At 55.3% G+C, this 17,136-nt stretch carries 18 protein-coding genes, 2 tRNA genes and 1 pseudogene; 8 read left to right on the top strand and 13 right to left on the bottom strand.

Features of this window, described 5'->3' with window-relative positions; all coding sequences use genetic code 11:
• Positions 1-56: 56 nt before the first annotated feature.
• Positions 57-872, bottom strand: coding sequence for a shikimate kinase (locus AC1HCZ_RS05270; protein ID WP_479462503.1), 816 nt, complete (start codon positions 870-872; stop codon positions 57-59).
• 59 nt (positions 873-931) lie between these two features.
• Between AC1HCZ_RS05270 and AC1HCZ_RS05275 the strand changes: the two genes are divergently transcribed.
• Entirely contained in the window at positions 932-2,344 is a 1,413-nt protein-coding gene (locus AC1HCZ_RS05275; RefSeq protein WP_479462504.1) for a hypothetical protein, read from the top strand.
• On the opposite strand, the gene AC1HCZ_RS05280 is transcribed toward AC1HCZ_RS05275, so the two are convergent.
• The 6 genes from AC1HCZ_RS05280 to AC1HCZ_RS05305 form a co-directional block, all read right to left on the bottom strand.
• Positions 2,341-3,963, bottom strand: coding sequence for an NADH-quinone oxidoreductase subunit D-related protein (locus tag AC1HCZ_RS05280; RefSeq protein WP_479462505.1), 1,623 nt, complete (start codon positions 3,961-3,963; stop codon positions 2,341-2,343). The genes AC1HCZ_RS05275 and AC1HCZ_RS05280 overlap by 4 nt on opposite strands.
• Complete coding sequence (locus tag AC1HCZ_RS05285) at positions 3,960-4,574, bottom strand: NADH-quinone oxidoreductase subunit B (RefSeq protein ID WP_479462506.1); 615 nt, start codon at positions 4,572-4,574, stop codon at positions 3,960-3,962. The genes AC1HCZ_RS05280 and AC1HCZ_RS05285 overlap by 4 nt, the downstream gene beginning before the upstream one ends.
• Positions 4,571-4,939, bottom strand: coding sequence for an NADH-quinone oxidoreductase subunit A (locus tag AC1HCZ_RS05290; protein WP_479462507.1), 369 nt, complete (start codon positions 4,937-4,939; stop codon positions 4,571-4,573). Before AC1HCZ_RS05290 ends, AC1HCZ_RS05285 begins: the two co-directional genes overlap by 4 nt.
• Positions 4,936-6,426, bottom strand: coding sequence for a complex I subunit 4 family protein (locus AC1HCZ_RS05295; protein WP_479462508.1), 1,491 nt, complete (start codon positions 6,424-6,426; stop codon positions 4,936-4,938). Before AC1HCZ_RS05295 ends, AC1HCZ_RS05290 begins: the two co-directional genes overlap by 4 nt.
• 3 nt (positions 6,427-6,429) lie before the next feature.
• Positions 6,430-8,508, bottom strand: coding sequence for an NADH-quinone oxidoreductase subunit 5 family protein (locus tag AC1HCZ_RS05300; protein ID WP_479462509.1), 2,079 nt, complete (start codon positions 8,506-8,508; stop codon positions 6,430-6,432).
• 68 nt (positions 8,509-8,576) lie between these two features.
• Positions 8,577-9,116 (bottom strand): DUF120 domain-containing protein, encoded by a 540-nt coding sequence (locus AC1HCZ_RS05305; protein ID WP_479462510.1) that lies wholly within the window; start codon positions 9,114-9,116, stop codon positions 8,577-8,579.
• Positions 9,117-9,161: 45 nt separating this feature from the next.
• On the opposite strand from AC1HCZ_RS05305, the gene AC1HCZ_RS05310 reads away from it, so the two are divergent.
• Positions 9,162-9,380: a hypothetical protein gene (locus AC1HCZ_RS05310; RefSeq protein WP_479462511.1), complete on the top strand. Its 219-nt coding sequence runs from the start codon at positions 9,162-9,164 to the stop codon at positions 9,378-9,380.
• 13 nt (positions 9,381-9,393) lie between these two features.
• Complete coding sequence (locus tag AC1HCZ_RS05315; protein WP_479462512.1) at positions 9,394-9,564, top strand: hypothetical protein; 171 nt, start codon at positions 9,394-9,396, stop codon at positions 9,562-9,564.
• A gap of 51 nt (positions 9,565-9,615) precedes the next feature.
• Here AC1HCZ_RS05315 and AC1HCZ_RS05320 read toward each other — a convergent pair.
• Positions 9,616-10,353: pseudogene (locus AC1HCZ_RS05320) on the bottom strand (tyrosine-type recombinase/integrase); the annotation flags it as partial.
• Between AC1HCZ_RS05320 and AC1HCZ_RS05325 the strand changes: the two are divergent.
• Together AC1HCZ_RS05325 and AC1HCZ_RS05330 are read left to right on the top strand one after the other, a co-directional pair.
• Positions 10,352-10,795: a DUF5658 family protein gene (locus tag AC1HCZ_RS05325; protein WP_479462513.1), complete on the top strand. Its 444-nt coding sequence runs from the start codon at positions 10,352-10,354 to the stop codon at positions 10,793-10,795. The pseudogene AC1HCZ_RS05320 and the gene AC1HCZ_RS05325 overlap by 2 nt on opposite strands.
• A gap of 35 nt (positions 10,796-10,830) precedes the next feature.
• Positions 10,831-11,385: an ATP-binding cassette domain-containing protein gene (locus AC1HCZ_RS05330; RefSeq protein ID WP_479462514.1), complete on the top strand. Its 555-nt coding sequence runs from the start codon at positions 10,831-10,833 to the stop codon at positions 11,383-11,385.
• Here AC1HCZ_RS05330 and AC1HCZ_RS05335 read toward each other — a convergent pair.
• From AC1HCZ_RS05335 to AC1HCZ_RS05345, 3 genes are read right to left on the bottom strand one after another with little or no spacing between them, the layout of a single operon-like run.
• The gene (locus AC1HCZ_RS05335; RefSeq protein WP_479462515.1) at positions 11,363-12,601 is read right to left on the bottom strand and encodes a UbiD family decarboxylase; all 1,239 of its coding nucleotides are present in this window, start codon (positions 12,599-12,601) and stop codon (positions 11,363-11,365) included. The two genes, AC1HCZ_RS05330 and AC1HCZ_RS05335, sit on opposite strands and share 23 nt — an antisense overlap.
• Entirely contained in the window at positions 12,598-13,251 is a 654-nt protein-coding gene (gene mobA, locus AC1HCZ_RS05340; RefSeq protein WP_479462516.1) for a molybdenum cofactor guanylyltransferase, read from the bottom strand. The genes AC1HCZ_RS05335 and mobA overlap by 4 nt, the downstream gene beginning before the upstream one ends.
• Positions 13,252-13,253: 2 nt before the next feature.
• Positions 13,254-13,772, bottom strand: coding sequence for a GNAT family N-acetyltransferase (locus AC1HCZ_RS05345; protein ID WP_479462517.1), 519 nt, complete (start codon positions 13,770-13,772; stop codon positions 13,254-13,256).
• Positions 13,773-13,790: 18 nt separating this feature from the next.
• Here AC1HCZ_RS05345 and coaBC point away from each other — a divergent pair, with 18 nt between their 5' ends.
• Together coaBC and AC1HCZ_RS05355 are read left to right on the top strand one after the other, a co-directional pair.
• Positions 13,791-15,011, top strand: a complete 1,221-nt coding sequence (coaBC, locus tag AC1HCZ_RS05350) for a bifunctional phosphopantothenoylcysteine decarboxylase/phosphopantothenate--cysteine ligase CoaBC (RefSeq protein WP_479462518.1) — start codon at positions 13,791-13,793, stop codon at positions 15,009-15,011.
• Positions 15,012-15,030: 19 nt separating this feature from the next.
• Positions 15,031-15,108: transfer RNA gene (locus tag AC1HCZ_RS05355), tRNA-Arg, on the top strand.
• On the opposite strand, the gene AC1HCZ_RS05360 is transcribed toward AC1HCZ_RS05355, so the two are convergent.
• A complete protein-coding gene (locus tag AC1HCZ_RS05360; protein WP_479462519.1) occupies positions 15,087-16,181 on the bottom strand; it encodes an MFS transporter in 1,095 nt (364 codons plus the stop codon). The two genes, AC1HCZ_RS05355 and AC1HCZ_RS05360, sit on opposite strands and share 22 nt — an antisense overlap.
• A 96-nt stretch (positions 16,182-16,277) precedes the next feature.
• On the opposite strand from AC1HCZ_RS05360, the gene AC1HCZ_RS05365 reads away from it, so the two are divergent.
• Positions 16,278-16,970 carry a hypothetical protein gene (locus tag AC1HCZ_RS05365; RefSeq protein ID WP_479462520.1) on the top strand — a complete coding sequence of 231 codons (693 nt, stop codon included), beginning with the start codon at positions 16,278-16,280 and terminating at the stop codon, positions 16,968-16,970.
• Positions 16,971-17,044: 74 nt separating this feature from the next.
• Here the strand turns inward: AC1HCZ_RS05365 and AC1HCZ_RS05370 are convergent.
• Positions 17,045-17,120, bottom strand: a tRNA-Gln gene (locus AC1HCZ_RS05370).
• Between the last annotated feature and the right edge of the window lie 16 nt (positions 17,121-17,136).

Below are 17,136 nucleotides of genomic sequence, written 5' to 3' on the forward strand. Positions count from 1 at the left end.
CTCGGCTACCCCGGAGCTGCGCCCTCACCCCTCGGCGAGCATGACTTACCTCATCGCTAGGGCAAGTACGCGGGGGAGTTAACTACTTCCGTTATCACGGGACTGCCGTGTTCGGAAAGAGCTTCGTAAACGTCCTCGACCCTGTCTCCGTCTACCAAGGCGACGTAGGAGGGCCCATTGCCGCTGATAGATGCCGCTAGGGCGCCGGCCTTCAAAGCGTCCAGCACGGGCCCTTGGGGGTAGCCCAGAGCGCCGGCGACCAAAAAGCCGTTTAACGTCATAGCTCTGAACACATCCCCCTCCTTAAGCATCTCGTAAACTTTCATGAACTCCTTCTTAAGCGGCCTCAGCTTCGCCGCTACCTCCTCGTAACTCAGGCTCCGCCCTCCCCTCGGGAGGACGACCGCCTTCAAGCCTAGGAGGGGCCTCCTCTCTTCTATAATCATTTCTTTGTTGTCTGTGACGACCAAGCCGCCCAACATGCTCGCCGCCGCGTCGTCCAAGGCTCCGGTCACGGTGACCCCAGCCCTCTTGGCCGCCGTCACGGAGAGCTTGAGGGCGTAGTAGGGCGAGGGCCTCAGCCCGCAGCGCTCGAAGAGCGCCAGCGTCGCCGCGTTAGCCACGGCAGAAGAGGACTTGAGGCCGCCGGCTGGCGGCACCTCGCTCTTCACGACGAACGACACCTCGCCCGGGTCACAGACCTCTTCCTTGAAGACCTCGTATACGCTCTTCAATAGTCTGTTCATCGTCCCACCCTCCTCTACCGCCCTTACCCTCACCTTAAGCGATATGGCGAATGCCGCTCCCTTCCACGAGGCCACTGCGTTTAGCGCGCTCCCACCGGCGTAAGCAAACGGCAAAGCCTTCTCCAACGCGTATATGACGTCCAGTTAAATAGCTAGGTCTCCAACCCTCTCCATGGGACTTCGGAATGTCATTCAAGCTGAATAGGCTGTGGAAAGTAAACTTGCAGAAGAGGGTCAACTCGCTCTCTGTTTCAGAGAACGGCAGAGTGCTGGCAGCGTGCGACGACGGTTGCGCCTACTTGATGTATGATGGAAAGGTAATCAAGAAGGAGTGTGAGAAGGGCTCCTCCACCGCTTCCCACTACAAGGACGGCTTGTTCGCGGTCGCTTATAAGAACGGCATCCTTAAGGTGTTAACCTCCGATGGAGAGATAAAGGCCCAGATAAAAGTAGGGAGGTACAACGAAGCCGTAGCGTTAATAAACAAAAACAACTTAGTGGCGTGCTCCGACGCGTGCGTTAAGTTCAACCTAGAAGGAGAGAGAGGTTGGCACTACGACGTTGGGGGCGTAGGGAAGAACTTAGAAGTTGAGAACAACACCATCTATGTGCCTGACCAAATATGGAGGAAGGTACACGAGATCGACGCGATAAGCGGGAGGGGAGACGAGTTCTGTTCGTGCAAAGAGAAGGTGTACAGCGTGGACAAGAGAGGCGAGATTACTGCCGTCGGAACTACAAAGACCTTGATAGTGTTTAAGAATAAAGAGAAGGCGTGGGAGAAGGAGGTTGGAACGCACGTTACCTTGGTGAGGGTTATTGATAATTTTATATTTGTAACTAACATGGGATCACAGAGCCTGAAGGTCTACGACGTGGAGGGCACGGAGCTGTTGAATCTCAAGCTAGAGGGAAGGCCGTCCGCCCTGGACGCCCAAGGCAAGTACTTGGTAGTGGGCTTCCTTGACGGAAGCGTGGAGGCGTACGAGCTCCCCACAGAGACAGAGGAGAGAGGGACAGAGGAAGTAGAAGTGGCAGAGGAAGGCCCGGAGGGGGCGCCGGGCCTAGGCGAGATTAAAGACATAGCTGAGGGCTCCTACATGGGCACTCCCCTAGCGAAGGAAATATTAGAGGAGATAGAGAGTATTACAGAAACTATGGAAGGAACCAAAAACGCTAGCGACCTGATCTCTTCGGTTATAGCGAAAGTTGAGAAGCTCACCTCCGTAGCTTCCTCGGACTGGAAGCAAGTCTACGCAAACTACGAGGAAGCAGAAAGTTTGTTGGAAGACGCTCTAAACATTATAAAAGAGGTGAAGGAGAGGATAGGGGAAATACAAAACTGCCCTCCTCCGGATAAATTAATAGAAATATTAAAGCTTAAGAACCCTAAGGAGTTTACCTCGGCCCTCGCCGAGCTGGCCGAAGGCAAGAGCGTCGCAGAGAGGGTCAAGAAAGGTGTTCAAGTATTGAAAAAGTGTCTGGAGAGGTATTACTTATTGCCAAGCTCCGAAGAGGTCCAGAAGCTCGAGGCGAGGCTGAGGGAGGTGAAAGAAGAGAAAGAAGCTATAAAAGCGCTTATGGAGAGCGGTCTCTAGCGGTCCATCTCGGCTACGCACGTGTCCAAAGAGATGTAGAAGGCTAAGAAGTCTTGCAACAAGAGCCCCTTACCCAAGTACTTCAAACTCATAGTATGCACAAAGACCGGGGACCTCATGTGTACCCTCCACGGCCTAGTCCTCCACTTGGGGTCCGTTGGGTTGGCAACCAGCAGTATCCCGTTCTCCCCCCTGGGGCTGTCGTGGTAACCATAGGCTACCCCGGGCTTGCGCGGGAACGGCGGAACCCTCTTCAAGTGCGTGCCGAGCTCGTCTTGCCCCCTCTCGGTCAGCTCCCTCAGCACTTGCCTGATTATTTTCAGGCTCTGGCGTATTTCCTCGAACCGGACCAGCATTCTGTCCAAGTTGTCCCCGACGCTCCCTACGGCTCCCTCGAAGTCTATTCCGTCCTCGTATCCCCCGTAGGGCTTGTTTATCCTTAAGTCCCAAGCTACGCCGGAAGCCCTCAAGTTAGGGCCGCTCCAGCCATACTTTATGGCCTCTTCCGCGCTCACTTGTGCTACCCCCTCGGCCCTCATAGCTACCGTGGGGTTGTCGAGAGTAGTTTCTATTAGCTTCTCGAAATGTTTGCGGAACCTGGCGACGACCTTCTCGTACACGTCCTTAAAGCTCTGGGGGAGGTCGAAGGCCACCCCGCCAGGCCTTAGGTAGTTGAACGTCATCCTCTGGCCGGTAAGCATTTCTAACAAGTTGATGAATACTTCTCTGTCCCTTACGGTCCAAGCGAAGGCGGTCAAGTGATTCACGTTCTCGGCGAAGGAACCTATGTAAAGCAAGTGAGACTGTATCCTGCTCAGCTCGGCGGCCAAGATCCTCAGCAACTGCGCCCTCCTATCTACCTCAACGCCCATAATTTCTTCCAAGGCCATTACGTAGGGCCACTCCCAACCTATGCCGTCTATGTAGCATTGTCTGTCCAGCAGAGGTATCACTTTCAAGTACTCCTTTTGTTCGTATATCCACTCCACGCCTCTGTGTACGTAGCCCAAGCGGGGTATTACGTCTTCCACCACCTCACCCTTGAGGCCCAGCAAGAACCCCACTGGTCCGTGAGTGGCAGGGTGCTGGGGACCGACGTAGACGTAGGTTAGGTCCTCCCTCAAGCCTTCCCTCTCTCGATCCGTGCCCTCTATCTCTGCCCAGTTGACCTTAGGTAAGTTCTTGTAACCCCCAGAGTCCTTCAACAAGGGGAAGCGGTCCTTGGGGAAGAGCCTGGGGTCCTCGCTGAGGAGCAGTTTCCTTATCCTCCCCCACCTCTCGTAGTCCGGGTGGCCAGTGAAGTTGATCCCGAACATCTCGTACGTCTCGTTCTCGTGCCACTCCACGCCGGGGTAAAGTGAGCTCAGGCTGGGCAGCTCCCTGTGGTCCCGGTCCACCTTGGTGCTGAGGACTACGGAGCTGGCGTCCCTTATTCTATGAACTAAGAAGAAGACTTGTACCTTCTTCTCTCCCGGCCAATCGACGGCCGTCAGCATGGAAGTGAAGAGGTATCCTTGGTCCTTCAGCCTCGCGGCGTTCTCGTACCAGTACTGAGGCTCCACCTCAACGTAGAGGGCGTTGCTCCACTCTTTCCTCTCGACCTCACCCACGAAGTTCATTTTTCCTCACCCGCCTTGCGGTTGTTATAGGCGTAACGGAGCATGGGGTTCACGAGCTTCTTGTCGGAACCCTCTTCGTCGTACAAGCGGTAGCGCGTAAGGGGAGCCTTGGCGAGGTCTCCCTCATTTATTAGCTCCTCCATCTTCAATATGGCCCTCAACAAGCCCTCCGGCCTCGGGGGGCAGCCGGCCAAGTTGACCACGTGTACGTCCTTCCGGTACTCCTCGGGCAAGCTCTCTATCACTTCGTGTATTCCGTCGAGCACGTAGTCGCTCTGCCACCAAGGCCCGCCGTTTATCGCGCACTCGCCCATGACTATAACGAACCGAGGGCCCGGGATCTGCATGAACAGCCTCCTGAGCCTCTCCGCGAGCTTCCGGTTCACGGGGCCGTTGATCAATATGACGTCCACCTGTCTGGGCGTGGCTCGCGCGAGTACCCCCAGCCTCTCGAAGTCGTGGAACGCGAAAGCAGCTTGCATCATTTCTATTGCACAGCACATTATACCTAAGTGCAGTAACCACAAGCTGTTCCTCCGGCTCCACTTGAGCGCTTCCTTGACTGGGACACTCTTCTTTATCATTTCACGAGAGACCTTCTTGAACTTCATTGCGTCCACCTCATTATCCCTATCTTCCTTAACCAAATTAACCCAACCACCAAACTGAAGTACAACAACCCTATACCAACTAATGTGTTAGGCTTAGGGCTTCCGGAGGCCGCCAAGGCCAGTATGCTGGCCACCTCAGCGACGAAGAAGGCGACCAAGTAGGGGTAAAAGTTAACCGTGTAGTTGACGCTCTGGGGATCGCCTATGGTGAGCTCGCCGCACTCGTAACTTTCGAACTTGTCGGGGTGCGGAGGGGTTTTGTCTTCCAATATCTTGTTTATGAAGAGCGAGAGGCCCTCAACTAGGCCTCCGACAGCCATGGCTATAACTACTATAATAAAAGTGGCCGCGCCGGGCTCGATCATCCTATCACCCCCGCGAGCAGTACCGGCATCTGGTGGATTGCCTTAATTAGCGGGTCCATTACGAGGGCCGGCACTACCCCCACTATGACGCTTATCGCTAGCAAATACAGTATTGGCCCCACGTGATAGAACCGAACGTCTTCGGTCTCTAGCGAAGGACGGGTGAAGAGCATCCTTTGGGCGTCCCACACCAAGTAGCCCGTGACCGTGGCTATCGCTATTAACAGCAGAGCTAAGACCAAGGATCCCGCTGGGTTGTATCTCGCCATGCCGGCCGCTGAAGCAACCAAGCTGAGCTCGGCGGGATAGCCGCTGGTGCCGGGCAGCCCAAAGCCCGCGAAGATAGCCACCATTATTACTGTGCTCAGAACGGGTGCAACGAACGCCAGTCCCCTTATGGCCGGTATCCTCCTAGTGTGGCAGTAGTGCTTTATCACTCCGCTCAACAAGAATAGGGCCCCTACGACGAAGCTGTGAGATATCATCTCGAAGACTGAGCCCACGAAGCCGAGTAGAGAAGCTTCCTTGAGGCCCATGGCCCACACAGCTGCGCCTATGGTGCTCATGCTCATGTGAGTGATGCTGGTGTACGCAACTACCCTCTTGAAGTCCTCTTGAGCTATCGCGACGGTGGACGCGTAGACGGCCGCTAAGGCTGCCCAGACGGCTATGAAGGGAAGGGCACCCATTAGCACGTAAGGCACCATGCCCAAAGTTATCCTTATAAACGCGTATCCTCCCATCTTGAGCATCAACGACGCTAGTATGACTGAGCTGGGGCTGGGAGCCTCCACGTGGGCGGCGGGGAGCCACGTGTGGAACGGGGGGACGGGCATCTTGATGAAGAACGACAGCAAGGTTAACCACGCGAAAGCCGTCTTAACCCAGTCCGGCGTCACTGGTAACGAAGCCGCGAAGGCCGTGAAATCGAAGGTGTGGGCGCCGTAGAGCCAGCCCAACGCTATGGCGACTAGCAGCATCAGGCCTCCTACTTGTGTATATACGAAGAACTTGTAGGCCGCGTAGACCCTCCTCTCGCCGCCCCAATAAAGTATGTGGATGAACATAGGTAATAACGTGAACTCCCAGAACAGGTAGAACCAGAACAAGTTCCACGTGGCGAAGACTCCTATGAGCGCTGCCTCTGAGGCCAGCATTAAAGCCAAGTACAGCTTGGGCCTTTCCTCTATCTCCCAGCTGGCTGCCCACGCCACCGCTACGAAGATGAGCGCAGTTATCGCTAGGAACAAGGAGCTGAGCGCGTCTACTCTAAAGGTCAAATCAGCACCTATGGAGTGGAGGCCCGGTATGACGTAGCTCTCTAAATAAATTTTTCCGCTGGCCCCGACCAGTATGGGCTTCGCCAGCAGCAAAGCTATTATCACAGTTGTGACGGCGGCGAAGGCCTTCGCTTTCCTCTCCCCTATCAGCAGCACTCCTACGGACGCTAAGGCCGCTATTATTATGGATACTAACACCTCACACATACCTTACCACCCCACACCGAACAACAATATCAGCGTTACAAACATCAATAACGTCAGTCCTGCCGCTGAGAGCGCTACGTAGAGGTTTATATCGCCGTTCTGTAGCTCGAGGACCTTCTTACCCAACCTAGCAATTGACTTGGCTAAGCCGTCTATTACCTTGACGTCCCAGTAGTCTTCGTCAGCCAGCCTGACGCTAACCGCCCAGCCCCACGCGTAGGCACGGCCTACGAAGAAGGCTACGCTCACTAAGAAGGTAGTGTAGGCCTTCTCTACGGCGTCGACGGCCCTTGAGAGCGCGTAAGCCCAAAAGCCGGCCACCGAGTGGAAGAACTCGTGGAACCAGAACTCCTTGTAGAGCGGGTACCAGAGCTTCCTTATTATCCCGCCCCTCTCCGTAACGCCCATTATAACATAATAGGCTATGGGCGTGAAGAAGCCCGTTATCGCCAAGGCTAGGGCTGCGCTGCCCAAGGGGAGCTCGTACTTAGGTAAGCCCTCGTGAGCGCGCAGAGCCTTCTTTAGCGCGAACGTTATTGTGGGGCCAGAGATCAAAACTATTAAGGCTAGTGTGATGAGAGCGAACTTCATCGCCGGGCCAGCCTCGTGGAGGTGTTCTCCGTACGCTTTCCAGCGCGCCTTGCCAAAGAAGGTTAAGTACAGTAACCTCCCGCTATAAAAGCCGGTTAAGCCGGCGGCCAAAGTGAGGACCACCCCTACTACGAGGGCGTGGGGGACTTGGCTGTGAAGGGCGCTCTCTATTATTAACTCCTTGGACCACCAGCCCGAGAAGGGCGGCAGACCTATCAAGCTTAGAAGGGCTATAAGAGTTGTTACGAATGTGACTTTCATGTATCTCCACAGTCCGCCCATGTTGAACATATCTCTGGCCTTGTAGGGGTGGTGGAGCACGTGTTCGAGGGAGTGTATGACCGCTCCCGCGCCCAAGAACAGTAAAGCCTTGAAGAAGGCGTGGATGTACAAGTGCGCCGCGCCGGCCAACAAGCTCCCCAGTCCCAGCGCTGAGAACATGTAACCTAACTGGCTCATTGTGGAGAACGCTATTACTTTCTTTATGTCCCTCGCCGCTGCGCCAAACAGCCCGGCGACGAAGGCGGTGATCGCGCCAACTACAGCTATAAAGTCCATTAAGGTTAAGTTAAATGCTATGAATTCCTCGTACAACGGGAAGAGGCGAGCTATCAAGTAGGCGCCAGCCGCTACCATAGTTGCTGAGTGAAGCAATGCAGAGACCGTCGTCGGACCCTCCATCGCGTCGGAAAGCCACGGCCAGAAGGGCACTTGAGCGCTCTTCCCGAACGCGCCTACGGTTACTCCTACCAATATTGCAGTTAATGCCGCTGCCCCCAACCACTTTTGGAACGCCAAGGTTTCATAGTGTTGGAGTTCCAAGACGTTGCCCGTGCCCGCCAACGCGATGAGAGCTCCGAGGCCCGCTAGGAAGAACAAGTCTGCTATTCTCGTGACCAGTATCGCTTTCCTTCCCGCCCTAACCGCGTTGGGACCCACAATCGGGTCATACCAGTAGTAAGAAATCAGCAGGAAGCTGGCAGCCCCCACCAACTCCCAAAACAACATTATCAGTACTAAATTACCCGAAAACACTATACCTTCCATCGAAGCCAAGAATAGCATCATCTCGCTGTAATACCTGTTGGGACCTCTGGCGCCGGCCATGTATTCCCAGCTGTACACCAAATCCAAGAATGTTATCGTGGCCACTACAACAGCCATTATACTCGAGATTGTATCAACAAGAAGTGAGAAGTTATTAGGATGGGAAGGCAGAGGGTACCAAGGGTAATACTTTATCTCGTAACTCTTCCCGTAGCCTTCGGCGAGCAAGTAAATAGAGACTAGGATCACCGCCCCCGCGGTTGCGACGGCTAAGGACCACTCCCACCAGTCCTCCCTTTCCCCCGCCCACAGTGGTTTGAAGTTTATCCTCTTTTTGTAGAGTGGGCTTAACAACACTACTATTGACATCAACAACGGTAAAGCAATTGGGATCGGTGCTACAATTGCTAAGCTTGGCGGAGCGTAGTGGGATATACCTTCCATTACTTAGACACCGAAGTGAGGGGCAAGAAAGGCGTTGATAAAACTCATCTTCCGGCCTTCGAGGAAACCTAATAGATGAGTACCTCTACCTTGTCCCCGTCCTTAAGTTTCAGCGCTTTCCTCAACTCCACCGGAGAAATTAATTCTATTATTTCCGGAGGATGGTGGGTCTTCAAAGGTATAACCAAAGCTGCCTCCACTCCACCGACCCTCGCCGGGAACGCCAAGACCTCTCCATACCTCTTCCCGTTCTCCATAAATCCCATTAATATGATCGGCCTCTTGTACATTAAAGTGGATTTCTTCTCCGTAGAAGCCGGGTCCAGCAGAACGTTGAGAGTACCTGGGAAGGGGTCGAAGCCCAGTTTTTCCCTCACTTGCCTCCGGTAGCCCTCTAGGGATAGGTAATACCTCCCCTCCCCGTCCCCGCTCACCACTTTGCCCTTCAAGATAATTGGCTTGGAAATTAACTGTTGAATCAACTCCATACCCTTCTCTGTAATTTTCATGTCTTCCGTAAGCAGCTTCGCCCTCTTCAAGAATTCCAAATCCTCCTTCAGTGCTTTGTATGGGTCTCCCTTGAGAACGTAGTAAAGCGCGACCAGCAACCGTGCTACCTACCGCGCCGTCGCCCCCGTTTTTATAAAGAGTGGGTGATAACGAGGCTTGGGGAGCAGAAGTTGGTGGACGTGGTCGCTGTGCTGGCCGCGGCTGTGGCGGGGTTTGTGACGATGTTAATAACCGCTGCCGTGCTCCAAGTAACGCGTCCTCTGATAAATATGTCGGTGGACGCGCTGACATCTGGCCTCTCGTCGACTGCGTCGCTGCTCGTCGCGCTGGTCGTGACCTACTTACTCGTACTCCGTTACTAAGAGGGTGGTCGTGATGGATGTGAAGCTGATATTGGCCGTTATAGTATTCATAACCACTTGGCTCATAACCTACGCCGTCCTGCAAACTGCGGGCAAGTTCATAATTCAGAGCACCATCAGCTTGATACCCCCCGTAGTCGGCGTAATGGTAGCTCTCCAAGTCTACACCATGCTGGCTTCTTGAGAAGGCTTGGAAGTACTGGCTCCTCACGTCATCAACTAACAAGTGCAGATAGATCTGAGTGGTTTTCATGTCGCTGTGGCCTAAGAGCCTCTGCACGGCCGGCAAGCTCATCCCCCTCCTCAGAGCTTCCGTCGCGAACGTGTGCCTCAGCACGTGTGGGTGAAGCTTGTGTTCCGGCAATCCGGCCTTCCTCGCCAACTTCTTGAGCCTTTTGTACAGCGCTTGGTAGCTGAGCGGGACGAGCCTCCCTGAGGAAGCGACGTAACTCCACGCCCTCCGGAGGGCCTCCTCCGTCAGCGGGCCGTAGAACACCACCCGCTCCTTACCGTACTTCCCCCTAACCGCTATCTGCCTCCGACGGAAGTCTACTTTATCCAAAGTAACGTTGACTGCTTCGGAGGCCCGCAGGCCGGTCTCGAGGAGCAAACTAACTATTAGAAAATCTATAGGGTCCTCGTAAGCGGCTTGGAGCAACGCGGCGACCTCTTCTGGCCTCAAGGCCTCTACGCCGTCCTTCCTCTGCTTGGGAACCGCGGGCAAGCCTTCTAGGCCCAACCACTTGAGGAAGTTCCTAACGAACAAACTATAGTAGTGCAACGTAGTCTGTTGAGCTTTCTTGTCCTTCTTTACGCTTCGTGAAAACCCCTCCCTCATCCTTTTTCTTACCCACTTGACGTAGTCCTCGTACCTCACTTCGCCGACCTTCTTGTCCCCTACCACGCGCAAGAAGTCTTTGAGTGCGGATCTGTAGCTTTTCAAAGTTTTTTTATTTGCCCCTGAAACTTCCATGAACTCTAGGTACTCCTCTATAGCAGAGGAGAGCGGCTCGTCTGGCGAGGGCTTGAGGGGCGGCTCCTTCAAAGCTTCCCCGATCGACGTATTAGCTGGTAGTGAAAAGCTTATTAGGGTGTTTGCTGTGGAGACCTTTCCGCTGTTCTTGGCCCTCCTGACAGCCTACTTGTTCTTAGGCCTGGCCGACTACTTCACTACCATGGCCGTCGTTAACAGTGGCGTGGGCAGGGAGGTCAACCCGATAATGGCTCCCCTCGTGAAGGCAGGGGAGCCGGCGCTGTGGGCGCAAGTGGCCTTCGGTCTGCTCTCGGCCGTCTTCTACATCATAGACCCGAAGGAAGCCGTCGTCGGCCTCTTAATAGCAACGGTCTTGAAGGCCCTGGTGGTTGCGAACAATTCGATAAACGCTTACCTCGCCGTGTTAAAGTTAAAGAAGTAAGGTTCGGAAAGAGGATTGTAGTTAAGGAACAAGAAGTGGTAATAGAGAGGGGCGTGAGCTGCCTAGTGGGCCCCTCCGGGCTAGGTAAGAGCACTTTCCTCAAAGCCCTCCTCAAAGAGCTTCTTTGGCCTTACGTCCCCCAAGAGCTGAAGTTTCCCCCGGGGACCGTGGCTGAGCTAGCGACCCACTTGGCCTCTTTGAACGAATGCACGAGCTCCTCGAGGTACCTCAAGAACTTCATTGACATAATAAGAGATCTCAACCTCGGCTCGGACTACCTGACCAAGAAAGTCTGGGAGCTCAGCTCGGGTGAGAAGCAAAGGATCGCCGTCGCCTTACAGCTCGCCAGGGGGTGCTGTTCCATCTTGGCTGACGAGCCCACCTCTCAGCTCGACCCGTGGAACTCGGCAAAACTCATGGATACGATAAAGAAAAGGACCGCGGCCTCGTTCGTGGTGACCCACGACCCCGTAGCCTTGAGCTTCTGCGACCGAGTTTACACGCTGAAGGACGCCACGCTGGTCGAGGAAGACGAGCTCTCGGTAAGGGAATGCTTAGAAGGCTGCGTCAAATGTTTCCTACCCTCTTAAACTTATCCTTAGACTTGAGAGGGGCTGTAGCGTCCAGCCCCATCTTGCTGGTCAAGCCATCTTGGGAGCTGGGATCCAATGAGGAGCCCCGAGCGTTCTTAATTATTACCAAGTCCTCGTCGGCTTGGAACCTCGTTGCAATCGCCCACTCCACTTGGTAAGGGTCGTCCGGGTCGACGTCCGGGTCAACTACCACAACGTGCTTCAAGGAAGGGTGGCCCGCGAACGCGGCCAGTATGGCGTTCTTGGCGTCGCCGTCGACGTTCTTTTCAATGCTCACGACCGCGTGTAGCCACATCCCACCGCCTCTGGTCAACCTCACCTTGTGAACCTTAGGTACTACCTTCCTAACCGAGTCCCATATGCTAGCCTCCTTGGGGTAGCCCATCAAGAACTGGTGCTCCACGCCCCCGGGGAGGATTATGTGGAGGGGCTCGTCGCCCGCGTAGACCGCGTCGACCTCCAACACTGGCTCCTTCCTCAAGGAGTCGTAAGTGTGAAGCAAGTCGACGAACGGCCCTTCCTCAGCCCTCTCGGCGGTTATGCGGCCCTCTATGACCGCGCCGGCGTGGGCCGGGACTGGTATGGAGTACAAAGGAGTTTTGGTCACCTCCAAGGACCCAGCCAAGCCTGCGGCTATCTCCAGCTCGAACGCTCCAAGGGGAGGTGAAAGGGCCGCGGCGAACTCGACCTCGCTAGGGGGGCCAATGACTACCGCGACCTTGAGCTCCTCCCCCCTCTCGAGGGCTTCTTTATACATCTTGTATAAGTGGCGAGGCACCATCCTCAAGGCCGCCCTCCGCGCCCCCAAGTACATCGTTCTGTGGTAGGAGGCGTTGCAAATGCCGTCCAAGCAAGCAACGTAAATGGTAGCCGTGTGGTAGGCTCCTCCGTCCTCAGGGTAGAACTTGACCCAAGGCAAGTAATCCAAGCTCTCGACCCTTCTGTATCGAAACGGCGCCGGCTTTGTCGGGCCCCTCTTAGGGTGTAAGAGCTTCTCGTACGCTTCTTCGTCGCCTCCGGCGTTCAAGGCCATCCACACGGCCTCCCGAGAGGAGTAGAGGGCCGACACCGCTTCCGGTTCCCAACCTTCAACCTTGTAGATCACCGGTTTTCCGATCCTTTCGTACCTCTCCAGAACTTCCCTCACTTTCTCCGGGGGGACCTCGCCAAGCCTCTCCGCGCCCAAGGCCTCTGCCAGCTCTGACAGCCTCACCCTCGCTCCCTGAGCTCTCGGGGCAAGGGGACTTTTGCGTGTCTGGCGAGAGTCGAAAGGCCCAAGGAGCGGTAGAATTCGACCGAATCCTTCTTATAAACCTTGTCCATTATTATTAACTCGTAACTAGGCCTGCCCTTAGGCTCCCTCAACTTTAAGCTCTCTTCCGTGTTAACGTGGGCAAACTCGAGGGGGTCTCTAGTCAAAAGGGCGATCCCCACCAAGACCGCCCTCCCGGCTTGCCGAATGAAGTCCGTCATCTTGCCGCTGAATACAACGAAAGAGTCGGGGTCCACCAAGCTGAGGAGCACGGCCTCCACGCCGTTGTCGTGCAAGGGCGCGGCCACGTCAGCACCGAACGTCTCTCTGAAGGAGTTCAAGGCTTCCAGCGTGCTCCTCTTGAGCCACGGGTGGTCCCCGGGGGCCACGACCCACTCTCCCTCGCCCAAGGCGGCCACCGCGTGCGCCGGTCCCCTCCCCTCGTCGTACAGACACTTGCTGAATCCATAAAGCCTACACCGCTCTTCGTTGGTCGTGAGGCCGACGTCTGGCCTTAAGTTAAGCAAAACTTTCTCTATTACCGTCCTCCCGTCAATTAGCGCTAACAGTTTGTCCTTGCCGAAACGCTCGCTCCTCCCGCCGGCCAGCACGGCTACCTTCGTAGCTCCTTCACCATCAAGTAGGCGTTTTCGCCGTCCAAATAGTATACTGGTAATACCTTGTAGACTGTGTACCCGAACTTCTTGTAGAGGCGGATAGCTCTCTTGTTGCTTACCCTCACTTCCAGAAACGAGAAGTTAACGTCGTCGTCCTCTAAGCGCCTCAAGTACTCCTTCATCAATGCGCTCCCAACGCCCATCCCCCAGTACTCCTTCAAGACGCCCAGGGAGAGGAGGTGGGAGGCCCTCTCGCCCGCCTTGATCCTAGCAGCCAGAGATGTGTCCGGAATCATTATACTTCCTCTCCTCTCTATGATAGACATTAAATACCCTACGACCTTCCCGTTCATCGAGGCCACGAGGAAGTAACGAGGGTTTATTTTGTGTATGAACTCGAAGAAGCTAAAGGGGTAGTTCTCGGGTAACACAGCTCTATTTATCATAACTATAGTCGGTAAGTCCTCGTATTTCGCCTCCCTGACCTCGACCTCTCTAGCCTTAATTGCCGTCACGCGCGCCCACCTCCGGCAGTGGGAAGGGTGCACCCAGCAGAAGAGATCCGGGGCCTCAAGTGGCGCTCACTCTCTGGGAAAATAATAGCTTTGGGGGTCAGCTACAGCGTGGCCTTGTACAAGTCAATAGACGTCGCCAGAGAGCTCCTCAAGAGGAACGGGCGAGTTAAGGTATTAATGACGAGAGAGGCCGCAGGGGCCATTTCGCCAGAGGTCTTTCACTGGGCCACCGGCGAGCCCCCCGTAGTAGAGCTGACCGGCGAGACCGAACACATCTCCTTAGCCAAGGAAGTTAGCTCAATGGCTATAGCCCCAGCTACGCTAAACGTCATGAGCAAGCTTGCCTACGGCATCACGGACGACCCGGTGGTCCTAACCGCGCTCAATATAAAGGAGTATGGCAAACCAGTCTTGATATTCCCATCAATGCACTTGAGCATGTTGAAGAGTCCCCAATACTCGCGAGCAAAGAAGGCACTCGAGGAGATGGGCTACGTCGTAGTGGAGCCGGTGGTCGAAGGAGGAAGGGCGAGGTTCCCCGAGCCCGAGTGGGTTGCGAACGTAGTGGAGAGCGTAACCCTCAGGGGGAGGGATTATCTAGGGGTGAAGGCCCTCGTCACTTCAGGGCCCACGAGGGAGTACATAGACCAGATCCGACTCATATCTAACCCGAGCACCGGCAAGATGGGGTCCTCCTTGGCCTGGGAGCTCTTCGCCAGGGGAGCTGAAGTTACGGTCGTCCACGGGCCCTCCCAAGCCGTTTACCCTCCGTGGGTCAAGAGAATTCCCGTAGAAACTACGGAGGAGATGGCCGAAGTCGTGGGTGAAGAGGAATATGACGTGGTCTTCTTAGCTGCTGCCCCTGCGGACTACAAGCCTGAGCGGCGCTTCGAGGGCAAGCTGGACTCGACAGAGAGCGTGGAGCTCAAGCTGGTCCCGACTCCCAAGGTAGCTAAGAGGGTCAAGGCGAAGGTCAAAGTCGGGTTCACCGCTGTAGTGGGCGAGGACGTGTTAGCTCAAGCGGAGAGCAAGCTGGAGAAGTACGGTTTTGATATAATAGTTGCCAACAGGGTAGATAGGAAAGACGTGGGGTTTGCTTCGGATATGAACGAAGTATTCATACTACACAAGGATGGAAGGGTAAAACATGTAGCCAAAGTGCCCAAACTCTTGGTGGCTAGGGCAATTTTGGACGAGGTGAGGGACCTCCTCCGTTCAACCTTAAATAACCCTCCATAGTCCAGCCCCCGGGCCCGGAGGCCCCGTCGCCTAGCCAGGACAGGGCGCCGGCCTTCTAAGCCGGTAGTCCCGGGTTCAAATCCCTGCGTGGCCACCACTCCCGCCTTCCTCCCGGCCCCCCTCCGAGAGGACCAAAGGCGCGCTCGCGAATGTCAAAACGTAACACGTCGCGACGACCACCAAAATTCCGAATTCGCCGAGGAAAGAGACCACCGTTCCGCCTATCACGTTACCCAAGTCCCTTCCGAGGTTTATTAGACCTATCCTCTTCCCCACGTCACCCGTCCTGGCCGCCGCCGTCAAGGCGCTTCGCCACCACGCTAGAAAGCCTTGAGCGAAGAGCACCGATGTCGCGCTCGCCTTCGGGTCACCGTACAACAAGAAGGATGAAGATGCTAACGAGCCCGCCGCCGGCGCGAACAGAGACGTTGGAGACTGTCGGACGTCCAGCAGCGCCCTCCCGGCAAAGTAGCTGACCGCGCTCCCGGCCGCCGAGGCCGCAGATAACAGGGCGCCGGAGGCCCACCTCCCGAAGGCAGAACCTACCAAATACATTATTATTTCGGAATTTACTAACACATTTAACATTCCTGCGGATAACGCCATCATCAAGAGGGGAAGAGGGGGCGGCGCGAACAGCCCTCTCCCGGAACGCCTTACAAGCCTTATCTTGCCAGACTCCTTAAACAGATATGTGGAAACCGCCATCAGAGTGAGCGACGAGGTCAACAGCGACGCTGAGGGGGCCAAGGCGCCTATCATGTAAGCCAAGCTGGCCCCTGCGTTGCCTACAAAGAAGTACAACGAAGACACCTTGGCCCTCTCGTAATCTTTTGCGCTCATCATCACTAGAACTTGCATAGAAGGCCAAGTGAGGCCGGAGGCCAGCCCGTGGAAGAGCCTCAAGAACGGGTAGGCGGAAGGCGGGGCTAAGTAATAACACAACCCTATAACTGACAAGGCCGCGAAGCCTGAAGCCGTGACCTTCCCGCCGTACCTGTTGGCGGCTTCGCTGGAGAAAAAAGAAACTAACGACCTACCCAAACTGAAGGCGACCGCTAGCCCGGCCATGAAGCCAAGGCCTTCGTTCAACTCCTTGAACGCGCTCCCGGTCCTCAAAGTAACTCCGCTTAACACGCCCAAGAATGTGGCCGCCAAGAGTCCTCTCATCGCTGACGCCGGCGGGGCGGAGGTCGCGGAGCTTGTTAGGGTCAAGCGGGCCTTAAGCCATGATAAGCCATAAAATCTTAATATAGTTCTAGATGGTTGAGAAGGATCGGTGATGTCGAAGTGTTCGGACGACTTGCGTTGACGCTGTCGCTGCTCGCGTTCGCGACGTACGCAATAAGCTGCGAGGACGCCTTAGTGGGCATAAAACTGAGCAACGACACCGGGTATTATTACTATTACTTCTCGCCCCACAGCTGGCAGAAGGTGTTCAAGTTGGTCCAAATAGAAGGCGGTAAGAGGATAGAGAGGGCAAAGTTATACATAACCTTGGTTAACGAGACGACCCCAACGGTTACTGGTAGGTTAATCATAAAGCCGGCTAACCTAATGACCATCGTAGGAGCCGAGAACTCGACCGAGGCCGTCACCAAGGGCGACTTCCGCTTCCCCTCCGGTACGTTAATAGTGTGTATCCAGCAAGGCAACGAAGCCTACATCTTAATTCAAAGGAAGAGAGGCGAGGGGTGGTGGGTCGGAGCGGGAAAGACCGTGCCCATAATGGCAACTAAGGAGTTCGCACAGTACGAGATAGAACTTCAAGGAGGCGGGAAGGTGTTCTTCTTTCCTGACGGCGCGGTCGGCGAGTCCGGCGTGAAGCTAGTGCCGCAAGAGAGGGGAGGCGGGGGCTCGGGCCTACCGCTCTCGCCTTCCAGCCTACAACAGATAGCCCCGATAGTACTGGTCGCCGCGGCTTTAGTTGTCCTCCTAGCAATCGCTGCAATTGGATGAAAGCCTAAGTCCTCGTGTTTTTATTGCAGTCGTCCCAACTCCTTTACAACTCTTTTTACGACCCTAGGCGGGGGTGGTAGCCGGGCGGGGATTCGAACCCCGGTCACGGGGGCCAGAGCCCCGCATCCTTGGCCGCTAGACGACCCGGCTCCGAAGAGGCTTTACA

The organism is Ignicoccus sp., from assembly GCF_056435145.1.